Origin of the sequence: Psychrobacter sp. UBA6766 (assembly GCF_002453355.1) — a bacterium.
Classification (GTDB): domain Bacteria; phylum Pseudomonadota; class Gammaproteobacteria; order Pseudomonadales; family Moraxellaceae; genus Psychrobacter.
The window spans coordinates 88,313-100,388 of record NZ_DKGQ01000039.1 but is presented as its reverse complement, the minus strand read 5'-3'; the positions used below and the strand labels follow the sequence as shown (position 1 = coordinate 100,388).

The following is a 12,076-nucleotide window of genomic DNA, read 5'->3' as shown; positions in this document are numbered from 1 at the left end:
ACACTCCGACCATGTTCCAGTTACAATACCCGCCCTGTCCTTAATGCAAACGCCCAATCTTCACGACCATTTGCTAAAGCCAATTTAGCCGCTTCTTCATAATCGTAAGGCACTCTAATATGCTCAGTTTTCCACTGTTTACCTTGTTTATTTTCAACACATTTAATAAGAGCGTAACTGGCATGGGGCGAATAAGTCTGCATTTTATGCACGATTGGTAAATCATCTTTATAGGCGGGATAGCCAACGCTACCTGTATTAATAACAATTTGTCCTGTCGATAGCATGACTGTACGTGGAATATGAGTATGGCCACATACGATAACTGGACTGTCGACACCCTTGAGCAATGCTAAAATATCTGTGTTATTACGTAGCGTCGGCTGCCCTGTTTCTATATTTTCCAATAGATATATCATGTCGTCCGCTGGTGACCCATGGCATAGATATATATCTTCATTCAAATGATAATCAAAAGGCAAGTTCTGCATCCATCTTATCGCCATTTTAGGCAAATCTTTTGTAATGAAATTCAGCGTAGAATTGCTTTTCATCTCTACTATCGTAGCTTCATAAATCTGTCTATCTTGATTACCCCGAATAGTAATAATATCGTCTTGATATTTCGTTAAAAGCTCATACGTGGCTTTAGGTGCAATCGGCCCCTATAGAACATCTCCGAGATTAACAATTTGATCAATATCTCGATGTTTGATATCAGTAAGCACAGCTTCAAGTGCAAAGACATTACTGTGAATGTCTGAGATAGCTGCAATAGTATTGAATTGCTTATTAATAGAATACTCCATCCTTTTTTCTTCCTCAGAAATCACTATGTTATACACCGACTAGCAATAAAAGGAAATAAAAAACCCGACACTTATTAAAAATCGGGTTTTATCTAGAAAAATGAATTACGGTCTAACCTATATTAAGAAAAAATACGCCCACAACCCGACCACAAAGGTAGCAATAATATTGAGAATAACACCAACGCGAATCATCTCGTTTTGCTTAATCAAACCCGTACCAAAGACAATCGCGTTCGGCGGTGTGGCAACCGGTAGCATAAAGGCACATGAGGCGCCAATACCGATAACTAAAACCAGCACTTCATGCGGCAATCCCATTTGCTCAGCAATAGCAGCGAACACGGGAACTAACAGTGCAGCAGAGGCAGTATTAGAAGCAAATTCCGTCAAGAATATGATAAATGCTGATACCGCAATCATCACCACGATAAGCGGTGCAGAAGACAACGCATTTGCTACCGTTTCACCTAGTACTAATGACGCGCCTGATATCTTTAAAATCGTTGATAGCGCGATACCGCCACCGAACAGCATGAGCACGCCCCAATCTGTATTGTCAGATACTTGCTTCCATGACACCAATCCCAAGCTGACTACAGCGGCAGCGGCGGATAAGGCGATAACAGCATCGGTATCAGTAATGTCTAATGCGGCACCGATTTTTTTGGAGAATATCCAGCTGAGTGCTGTAATGATAAACACAATAATCGTCACCACACGTGGTTTATTCCAAGCGATAGGATCGTCATCAATGAGCGTAATCTTACGATTTAGATTGGGCTTTAAGTACAGATACATTGCGCCTAATAATAGTGGCAGTAGCACCAGCATCATCGGAATACCAAACTTCATCCAGTCTACAAAGGCGATATTTAGTGCCTTTGCTGCAATAGCATTTGGCGGCGAACCAACGATGGTACCTAGACCACCAAGGCTCGCTGAATAAGCAATTCCCAATAGGACAAACACAAAGGTGCCACGGTCTTTTTCGCGGTCAACTTGGGTCAAAATACCCAGTGCCAATGGCAACATCATCGCCGCGGTCGCGGTATTTGATATCCACATCGACAAAAATGCCGTCACGCCAAATATCAAGAATACTGCGGTACTTAATTTACCACCTGACATCGATAAAATCTTTAAGGCGATTTTTTTATCCAACTTCTGCACATGCAGAGCCGCCGCCAATGCAAAACCACCAAAGAATAAATAAATGGTCGGATTGGCAAAGCTTTGTAAACCAATTTCTGCGTCAAACTCTGGAATGCCAATTAATGCCCCAACCACCACCACTAAAAGCGCGGTAATCGTGACGTGCAGCGCCTCTGTTAACCACAGCGCACCGATGAAAAATAGCATCGCAAGGCCTTTATTGGCATTGATATCGAACGGCAACACGTTATAGATAATCATACTGATAACCGCCGCGATAGCGACAACGATCAGGCCTTTGCCTGTACCCTTTGGAAAGCTATCTGTGAATAAATACTCATTGCCATCATCTGGAAGATGGCTGTCCAGTTTTTGCTCTGACATAAAATGTCCCTATTTCCTCAAAGACAGTGTAAAAAACCCTAAAATAAAGACGTATTCTAGCGATTGTCATTATTTAATCGACAACCACAAAAAATACGCCGTCATCATAAGAGATATATAAAAAAACTGATTAAGCAAAGGTATTCTTAAGGTTGTAGTAAATATTATCATTACAGCATTCAATAAGTGCATTTTAAGCAATGCGCTTTAAATACTGTTGATACCAAATAAAATGGTTATCACGTACTAGACGCATTATTAACGCATCAATTTTATTAAGCCGTAACTCTCGTGATATGCGGTTACACTTCGTCACCAAACCAACTCGTATGATACCTGTACAACCCAATGGCACTATTTCATACTAAATAAGTTGTATAAAACCAAATACCAATAAATTTGCCCGTTAAATTTTTAAGAATGATTTTTCTAAAAAATTTATTGGATATTAATAAAAACAAACAGGAGTATCTTATGCCAAATTCAAATAAAACCGACTCAACCACCAAGATGGCACCAAAAGACATCAATCAAGATGGCTTGGACAAGGAAGATCAACAGCGTACCGATGACTCTGCGTTAGATATGATGCAAGGTCTTCATGAACATGAAAATCACGAAGAAGACGATAGATAATCCATTTATGTAATCAAACACATTTAAACCACAAGATTAAAATAAAAAGCGCTCATCAAGCAGATGGGCGTTTTTCTTGTTTCGGTTGTCGCCGCTGTCTTTTTTCGGGTAAACGATCTGACATATAGTTATAAAAAAATGCTGCACCTAAAACAATGGTAATAGGCACAAATAACGCACCATAACCGACTTTAGCATATAAAAACGCACCGACTGTACTACCCCCGCAAAAGCAGTACCAGATAACCGCTTGAAAGCCCAATGTCGGCTTACTGATACGACGACCAGCTAGCCAATTACCGATAGCAGCGCCCATATCAGAGGTCAAGCCGGTCAAATGCGTGGTGCGAATGACCGCGCCGCTATAAGTAGCGACCATCGCATTTTGCAAGCCGCACGCCATTGCCGCTGCCAATTGTCCCAGATAATCATGCTGCTGGTATAACCAATAGCTAATCAATAACAGCGCCGCTTCAATATAAAGTGCACTGCCGTAACGCCGACCCAGCTTTAATGATCGTTGGCCAATGACAAAACCGCTTAATATAGCCCCTGCCAAAAATGACAAAAGTAGCGCACCAATATATAAAATACTGCGACCATCTAAATGAGCAATCGCCGCTGAAAACAAGCTGACGTTGCCCGTCACATGCGAGACAGACAAATTGGTAAAGCCCATTAACGCTGCCGTATTGACGCAGCCAGCACTAAATGCCAGCACGGCGCCGCCCCACAATATCCATTTTGGTAATTTGGTTATCATATTCGTCGCCTAATGGCTTAGCACCAAAAAAGCCACTATTATAACCAAAAAAGACAGCCAATTGGCTGCCTTCCATTCTGCTTAAATCGCATTATCTATTGTTGGCAGCTATTACTTTGTCTCATCCATCATCATTAACTGCTCGCTGATGGCGACGGTATTAAAACCTGCATCAACAAACATAATCTCACCAGTGATGCCAGATGCCCAAGGTGACAGTAAGAAAAGCGCGGCATTTCCGACTTCAGTCTGGGTAATATTACGCTGAAGCGGTGCGATTTTTTCACTGATATCGAGCATTTTACGGAAAGATTTGATGCCACTTGCCGCAAGCGTGCGAATAGGACCAGCAGAGATCGCATTGACACGAATACCTTCTCCGCCCATCGAAGTGGCAAGGTAGCGCACGCTGGCCTCTAAACTGGCTTTTGCCATTCCCATGACGTTGTAATTTGGCAATACCGAGATACTACCTTCATAAGTCAAGGTTAGCATAGAACCATGACGCATCGCTAATAGCGCGCGAGCCTCTTTCGCTAATGCCACAAAGCTATAGCTTGAGATATCATGAGCAATCTGGCTGCCTTCACGAGTGGTGGCATTGACGAAATCGCCATCTAGCTGATCCATCGGCGCAAAGCCAATCGCGTGGACAACGCCATCAATGCCGTCGCCCCAATGCGCGGTCACTTGCTCAAAGCAAGCGGCAATCGACTCATCCGATGCGACATCGCACTCAAGCACTAGGTCAGCTTCGAAGGCTTCTGCGGCCATATCAACACGTTTTTTAATTTTCTCGTTTGGATAAGTCAAAATTAACGACGCGCCTTCACGGTGCAGGGCTTCAGCGATTGCCCAGGCGATAGAGAGTTTGCTGGCGATGCCGGTGACGACAAAGCGTTGTCCTTGTAGTAACATAATAGTTCCCTGTAAATCGATTTAAATAAGAGATTATTTTTAATAGCTCGCTCATAAATAGCGAGTGAAGACACAAATTAAAAGATGACCCATTATACACGAATTGATTTAAGTAAACACTCGTATACTGTATTTACTTACACGCTATAAACGCTTAATCTTCTTTCATAGTAATAGCTAATATGGATAAAACGATTATCTACTGAGCATAGCAGTATGAAGTTAAGCTGTTTTCAAGTATAATCACAGCCCTCCCAGCTTGCACAATTTTTATAAAAATCCTTTACAACCAATGTTTGTAAACAAGGATTAGCGTTAAGCTACACCCACATTTTGGATGGCTGCCAAACTTATGAGCAATACCCCAACAATAGCAACAGATTTTCAAGAAAGTGTTGAATCCTATCGCCAGCTAATCACCTCAACTGGCGAAGACTTACAGCGTCCTGGCTTACAAGACACCCCGATGCGCGCCGCAAAAGCATTTGCGCACCTAACTCAAGGTTATCATCAAAGCTTGGAGGAAGTCGTCAACGGCGCGGTATTCCCATCGACTAACCGCGAACTGGTCTTGGTACAAAACATTGAATTTTATTCATTATGCGAGCATCATATGTTGCCATTTCATGGTGTCGCCCATATTGGCTATCTACCAAATGGTCAAGTGTTAGGATTGTCAAAATTTGCCCGTATCGTCGATATGTTTGCCCGTCGCTTGCAAATTCAAGAAAACTTAAGCGAGCAAGTGGCACAAACCATTATGGATGTGACGGGTTGTCGCGGTGTGGCAGTAGTCATGGATGCAGCGCACATGTGCATGATGATGCGCGGTGTTAATAAACAGCATTCAACTACGCGTAGTACCGCGATGCTAGGTGAATATGTTCACGACAATCAAGCACGTAATGAGTTTTTAGATGCGGTGCCAAAGCGTCGTCCTGCGTTTTAAGTTGATTGTTTAATATAAAAAAAGAGCACATTACCTTACCCGTAATATGCTCTTTTTTATTTTTAGCACTTATCAATTAGGATTATTAAGCAGCGTTATCGTTTTTAGCGTCACGACTGGCATGCTCATCACTGGCTTGTTTAATCTTCATCAAAATTGCTTTGAGCTCGGAGGCTGACAAATAAGTTGGCACCGCATAAGTATCACTGACTTCTTTTGCTGCCGCTTTAGCGATATCATCAAAATCACTGCTTTGCATATCTTTGATTGTTGGATCGATATTTAAGGTAGCAATCAGGTCGCGTACTTGTGCGATGAGATGGTCTGCAATGTCGCCATCGCTGCTGCTGGCGGCTTGACCTGCTTTGACCATGCCTATTTTTCTGGCCAATTCAGCCAAGCGCTTTTTGGTTGAGCTGCGATTGACATCAAGCACATACGGTAGCACGATGGCGTTGGCGCGACCATGAGGAATATGGTAGTAAGCACCTAGCTGGTGAGCAATGGCATGGACATAACCAAGACCGGCTTTATTAAATGCGATTCCGCCGTAGTGCGCTGCGATTCCCATCTCCTCTCTTGCTTTTAAATCACCACCATCTTTGTAAACTGCTGGCAGATATTGCATCACAGATTTAGCAGCAGAGGCGGCATAGTAGTCGGTCTCGACGCTGGCATTGGCGCTCATCCACGCCTCTAACGCATGGGTTAACACATCGATACCGGTATCAGCGGTAATATGCGCAGGCATGCCTTTCATAATCACAGGATCAATCGCTGCTGCCAGTGGCACCATTCTTGGGTCGATAGACAAGGCTTTTTGATGGGTTTCGTCGTCTGAGACCACCGCTCCAAGCGTTGCTTCTGACCCCGTGCCAGCAGTCGTAGGAATACAATATAGTGGAACTGAAGGCTTTCTGGCTTTTAAAATACCGATAAGCTGTTTTGGCTTGCAGTTGTTGCCTTGCGACATGGCTATCATCTTGGCGGCATCAATAACCGAGCCGCCACCAATAGCGATGATTGAATCGCACTTAGCGTCAACAGATTTACGCAATCCCTCTTCCACTACTTTGAAGGTTGGGTCTGGCGTAATGCCGTCATAGATTTTATAGCTGATATTTTTGCTATCTAGATAGTCAGTGACCTTAGCAGGGATACCAAGTTTGTTTAATACCGCGTCAGTGACGATAAAAACATTGGTATTGCCTTCATTGATGAGCATGTCGCATAATTCTTCACACGAGCGTTCACCAACAAATAACATCGGTCTTCTGATAGGCACAACGTATGCAAAGGCTTTTAATACTTTGGCGCGCGTCTTGGCAACGGCCAAATAGCCGGCCTGCTGTAATGGGTTATTACTTACTAACTTAGAAATAGTGTTTTTTTTCATGGGCACGAAAATCCTTTTTAATGATGCTAGTACTAGCAATGACGACAACTTTTAATCAGCGAATTATAACCGCTGATTAAGTAAAAAGCAGAAATATAACGTCAGTATCTACCTAGAGCAAACTACTGTCTAAACTTATTGTACCATCGTCATTTTTAGGATACCGCGATTATTATGAACTGCTGTGTTCTGACTGAATCATAGCCCTACATTGATTAAATCTCAAACATTACTTGCCTGTAGCAACTGCTGAGCATAGAGATGCTGCGGATTGTTAAAAATAGATTCGGTACAGCCTGATTCGACGCACACACCATCTTTAAGGACGATAAGATGCTGACATAGTGCGCGAACTACCTCTAAGTCGTGGCTAATAAAGACATAGCTGATTTGCAATTTTTGTTGAATTTCTCTTAGTAAGCTGACCACGGTAACTTGCGTGGTGCTATCAAGCGCAGACGTCGGCTCATCTAATATCAATAAACTTGGCTGCATAATAAGGGCACGCGCAAGGGCGACGCGCTGACGCTGACCGCCCGATAACTCATGCGGATAGCGATGGGCAAACTCCACTGGTAGATGTACGGTAGCAAGACTCTCCATCACCGCTTGCTGTCGTGCTACTTTATCAACGCCTTGAACTAACAGGCCTTCTTCGACGATTTGCATAACGGTCATTCGAGGATTGATACTGGCAAACGGGTCTTGAAATACCATTTGAATCTGGGAGCGAAACTGACGTAGCTGTTTTTTAGACAATAGTGAAATATCTTGCCCGTTAACGATTATTTGCCCACTGACATTTGCTTGATTACTAAGCAATTGACTTAAGGCCAGTGCAATGGTGGTTTTCCCAGAGCCTGATTCACCAACGATTCCCAACGCCTGCCCTTGTTGTAGCGTCATCTCTAAGTCTTTGACCGCATCAAACCAACGCTTAGTACCACCAAACAGGCTTTTTTCTATCGGGAACTGCACTTGAAGGTTATTTACTTGCAATATAATTGGTTGCTGACTTTGCTCATCATTGAAGATGAGCGCTTGACCGAAATCTTGCTGAATAAGCGTTCGGGTATACTCCGCTTTAGGCTGATTAAAAATCGCTGCGGTTTGCCCTTGCTCAATCGTCTGCCCTTGACGCATAACGATCACTTCATCACTGTAACGTCTGACTAAATTCAAGTCATGACTGATTAGTATCATCGCCATATTGTGCTGGCGCTTAAGATTATCCAGCAGCTCAAGGATTTCATGTTGCAACGTCACATCAAGCGCGGTGGTTGGTTCATCAGCGATTAAAACATCAGGCTGCTGCGCCAATGCCATTGCTATCATGACGCGCTGACGTTGGCCGCCTGATAACTCGTGTGGATAGCGGCTCAGCTTATCAGCAGGATCAGTGATATTAACATCAGATAATAAAGCGATGCTTTTTTCGCGCCAGTGTTTTTTGGGGACAGCGCTGATACGCAATGATTCGGAAATTTGTTTGCCGACGGTATGCAGCGGATTAAGCGCTGTCATTGGTTCTTGAAACACCATGCCGATACGCTGACCACGAATAGAGCGCAGCGCGGCATTACGTCCTTTTTCATGGCCTATTGGTAGCGTCGTCATACTCTTTGAATTTGTTAATTGCACCTTGCCGGTGACGGTTAAGTTATCAGGCAACAGTCCCAATAGCGCTAGACTACCGATAGATTTACCAGATCCTGACTCGCCAACGATAGCCAACGTCTGCCCTTGCCTCAGCTCATACGATAGCTTATCGACTAAATTCAGGCCTGCATCTGTTACGATGCTAAGCTTATCCACTGTCAGCATTAACTTATTTTGTTCATTGTTATGACTATTCTCCAGGAGGCTGTTTTTATTAGAAGCAATCGTCATATTAGCGCTTATTATATTATCAGTTGTCATATCAGGAGCGCCTCGGATCAAAGGCGTCGCGCAGCGCTTCGCCAACAAAGATAAGCAACGATAAAATAAAGGTTAGGCTAAAAAACCCTGATAGCGCAAGCCAAGGGGCATCAAGATTGTTTTTTCCTTGGACCATCAACTCGCCAAGCGACGGCGACCCAGGCGGTAAGCCATAACCTAAGAAGTCTAGTGCCGTTAACGCAATGATATTGGCCGTTAAAATAAACGGCAACTGCGATAAGCTTGATGCTAAGGCATTAGGCAAAATATGTCTGAGCATTATTTGGCTGTCTGAAACGCCCAAGTTACGCGCTGCACGCACATAATCAAAGTTACGTGCGCGCAAAAACTCTGCCCTTACCAAACCGACCAAGCCCATCCAACCAAATAGCAACATCATGGCAAATAGCATGGTAATACTGGGACTAAACAAGCTGACCAAAATAATAATCATAAACAGCTGCGGCATTCCGCCCCACACTTCCATAAAGCGCTGCCCTACCAGATCTACCCAGCCACCGTAATAACCTTGAATCGCTCCGACGATAATACCAATCAAAGCCCCTGCTAACGTCAAAGCGATACCGAACAATAATGACACCCGCATACCATAAAGTATACGAGCCAGTACATCGCGTCCCAAATCATCAGTACCAAGCCAATTTTGATTATTGGGCGCCGCTGGATAGGGAATTCCCAGCTCAACGTTTGGTGTCTGATCAGCAAAAGGAATGAGCGGCATAATATAAAAACCCTGCTCATCAACCAGCGCTTGCACCGCAGGATCTTTATAATTGGCTTCGGTCTCAAATACACCACCAAAGGTTGTTTCAGGATAGGCGTTTAGGACAGGAAAGTAATAATCACCTTGATATTGCACCAATAGTGGCTTGTCATTGGCAATCACATTGGCTGCCATACAAATGACAAATATCAGGGCAAAAATAAATAGCGATACAACGCCAAGGCGATTTTGGCAAAAGCGGTTTAAACGTGCCTGCCAAATAGGATTTAGGCGACGTTTTTTTTCTAGAGCAATAGAGGATGCGTTTGAGGGCGCTGAAAATAACGGATGACTTGACATTAGCGCCCCTCAAAATCAATTCGTGGATCGATTAAGTGATAACTTAAATCGCTAATTAATTGTAATAATAGTCCCACTAAGGTAAAAATAAATAGCGTACCAAATATCACCGGATAGTCACGCTGCTGAATCGCTTCAAAACCTAACAGTCCCAAACCGTCAAGTTTAAAGATAATCTCAATAAGAAAATTACCGGCAAAGAAAATCCCAACGATAGCGGCTGGAATACCGGCGATGATAATCAACATTGCGTTGCGAAAGACATGACCGTATAACACTTGTCGTTCACCCAAGCCTTTAGCGCGAGCAGTAAGAACATACTGCTTACCAAGCTCCTCTAAAAAGCTGAATTTGGTCAAATAGGTTAACCCTGCAAAGCCACCAACAGTACTGGCTAGTAGCGGCAGCGCCAAATGCCAAAAGTAATCTTTCACTTTACCAAGGACACTTAATTGATCGAAATTCTCTGAAGTTAAGCCTTGCAGTGGAAAAATATTCCAGTAGCTGCCGCCCGCAAAAAATATCAATAAAATCACCGCAAATACAAAAACAGGAATCGCATGGCCGATAGCAAGCAACATAGCCGTTGCTTTATCAATCCCTGAGCCATGATGCATGGCTTTATAAACCCCTAATGGAATGGCGATCATATAAATCAGTAGCGTACTCCAAAGCCCAAGCGAAATAGATACGGGAAGCTTTTCGACAATCAAATCGGTGACGGTTTGGCCTTTAAAAAACGATGTGCCAAAATCAAGCTTGGCGTAATTTTTTAACATGAGCCAAAAGCGCTCTGGTGCCGATTTATCAAAACCGTATTGCGCATTAATCGCGGCGACCATCTCCTCTGATAAGCCGCGCGTTCCTTGGTAAGTGCTATTATTGCCGCCTGAACTTCCCGCGCCAATATTACCGCTAAGCGCATTGTCTTTTGCGCCCTGCTCAATCATAGCAAGTTGCTGCTCAACTGGGCCGCCCGGCGCTGCCTGAACAATGACAAAGTTCGCCAACAATATCAAAAAAAGCGTCGGTAATATCAGCAGCACCCTTTTTAAGATATAACGACCCATAATGACGGTTTCCTAAAATAGACAAATATGACAATAGAAAAATGCGTAGCGAGCATATATTAATGGAGCGATTATCAAAGCATCATTTAAAGCTTAAAATCTAGCAATCAACCATTAAAAGTTATTTTTAAGCTCACGTAACGCCGCAAATATGGTTAAAGACTTTTCATCATTGATAGTCACTTTAGACTTCACACCTGCAATCACACTTGGCTCGTGCGTCCGTAAAAACACATTGACCGCACGTTCATGTTCTAAAGTTACAGGTAAGGTGGGAATACCTTGAGCGGTCTTTTCTTCTGCTTGTGAAAGGGCTTGCTGCATTGCTTCATTGGCAGGCTCAATAGATAAACCAAAACGCAGATTACTGGCAGTATACTCGTGAGCTGGATACAACAGCGCTTCAGCTGGCAAACTATTTAAACGCTTAAAGCTGTCATGCAATTGCTCAATCGTTCCCGTAAAGACACGACCGCAGCCCGCACTAAATAAGGTATCTCCGCAAAAGCAATGTTTCTGGCCATCGATATCGAGGATGTAAGCCATATGACTTGCTGTGTGACCTGACACATCCCAAACTTGCGCGGCACAGCCCCACGCGCTTACTGTACTGCCATCTTTGATGGTTTGATCCTCTTCAACATTATGCTCAGTATGCGCGACCAGATGGGTCATCGGATAGGCTTCTTGAAGCTCGGCAACACCGCCAATATGATCATGGTGATGATGGGTGGTCCAAATCGAGGTCAGCTCTAAGCCGTTTTCTTCTAAGTAAGCAATAACTGGCTCGGCTTGACCCGGATCAATCACGATGGCTTGTTTATTATTTTCATTAACTAATGTCCAGATATAATTGTCATTAAACGCTTTAATTGGGTGAATACGAATACTCATATATAATCCTTACAGTCATTGTCTTTTTGCTACTAATTTTTATTAAGCATTGTCACTTAAAAGCGTTATCACTTATAAGCAATTATTCACAAATAGTT

The 12,076-nt window shown here is 43.3% G+C and carries 11 protein-coding genes; 2 read left to right on the top strand and 9 right to left on the bottom strand.

Annotated elements, in window-relative coordinates; genetic code table 11:
* Positions 1 to 20: 20 nt before the first annotated feature.
* Positions 21 to 659, bottom strand: a complete 639-nt coding sequence (locus B4K26_RS08655) for a metallophosphoesterase family protein (protein ID WP_349681504.1) — start codon at positions 657 to 659, stop codon at positions 21 to 23.
* Positions 660 to 926: 267 nt separating this feature from the next.
* On the bottom strand, positions 927 to 2,348 hold the full coding sequence (locus tag B4K26_RS08650) for an SLC13 family permease (RefSeq protein WP_296244846.1): 1,422 nt from the start codon (positions 2,346 to 2,348) through the stop codon (positions 927 to 929).
* A gap of 474 nt (positions 2,349 to 2,822) precedes the next feature.
* On the opposite strand from B4K26_RS08650, the gene B4K26_RS08645 reads away from it, so the two are divergent.
* The gene (locus B4K26_RS08645) at positions 2,823 to 2,984 is read left to right on the top strand and encodes a hypothetical protein (RefSeq protein WP_296244845.1); all 162 of its coding nucleotides are present in this window, start codon (positions 2,823 to 2,825) and stop codon (positions 2,982 to 2,984) included.
* Between the two features lie 55 nt (positions 2,985 to 3,039).
* Here B4K26_RS08645 and B4K26_RS08640 read toward each other — a convergent pair whose 3' ends face one another.
* Both B4K26_RS08640 and B4K26_RS08635 read right to left on the bottom strand, forming a co-directional pair.
* Complete coding sequence (locus B4K26_RS08640; protein WP_296244843.1) at positions 3,040 to 3,747, bottom strand: YoaK family protein; 708 nt, start codon at positions 3,745 to 3,747, stop codon at positions 3,040 to 3,042.
* A gap of 111 nt (positions 3,748 to 3,858) precedes the next feature.
* Complete coding sequence (locus B4K26_RS08635; RefSeq protein WP_296244841.1) at positions 3,859 to 4,665, bottom strand: enoyl-ACP reductase FabI; 807 nt, start codon at positions 4,663 to 4,665, stop codon at positions 3,859 to 3,861.
* A 352-nt stretch (positions 4,666 to 5,017) separates the two neighbouring features.
* On the opposite strand from B4K26_RS08635, the gene folE reads away from it, so the two are divergent.
* A complete protein-coding gene (folE, locus tag B4K26_RS08630; protein WP_296244838.1) occupies positions 5,018 to 5,614 on the top strand; it encodes a GTP cyclohydrolase I FolE in 597 nt (198 codons plus the stop codon).
* Positions 5,615 to 5,699: 85 nt separating this feature from the next.
* Here folE and B4K26_RS08625 read toward each other — a convergent pair whose 3' ends face one another.
* From B4K26_RS08625 to gloB, 5 genes are all read right to left on the bottom strand, one after another.
* Positions 5,700 to 7,010, bottom strand: coding sequence for an iron-containing alcohol dehydrogenase (locus B4K26_RS08625; RefSeq protein WP_296244836.1), 1,311 nt, complete (start codon positions 7,008 to 7,010; stop codon positions 5,700 to 5,702).
* A gap of 222 nt (positions 7,011 to 7,232) precedes the next feature.
* Entirely contained in the window at positions 7,233 to 8,900 is a 1,668-nt protein-coding gene (locus tag B4K26_RS08620; protein ID WP_409521347.1) for an ABC transporter ATP-binding protein, read from the bottom strand.
* 31 nt (positions 8,901 to 8,931) lie between these two features.
* The gene (locus B4K26_RS08615) at positions 8,932 to 10,014 is read right to left on the bottom strand and encodes an ABC transporter permease (RefSeq protein ID WP_296244834.1); all 1,083 of its coding nucleotides are present in this window, start codon (positions 10,012 to 10,014) and stop codon (positions 8,932 to 8,934) included.
* Positions 10,014 to 11,084: a microcin C ABC transporter permease YejB gene (locus B4K26_RS08610; protein ID WP_296244832.1), complete on the bottom strand. Its 1,071-nt coding sequence runs from the start codon at positions 11,082 to 11,084 to the stop codon at positions 10,014 to 10,016. The genes B4K26_RS08615 and B4K26_RS08610 overlap by 1 nt, the downstream gene beginning before the upstream one ends.
* Before the next feature lie 114 nt (positions 11,085 to 11,198).
* Complete coding sequence (gloB, locus tag B4K26_RS08605) at positions 11,199 to 11,978, bottom strand: hydroxyacylglutathione hydrolase (protein WP_296244831.1); 780 nt, start codon at positions 11,976 to 11,978, stop codon at positions 11,199 to 11,201.
* Positions 11,979 to 12,076: the final 98 nt, after the last annotated feature.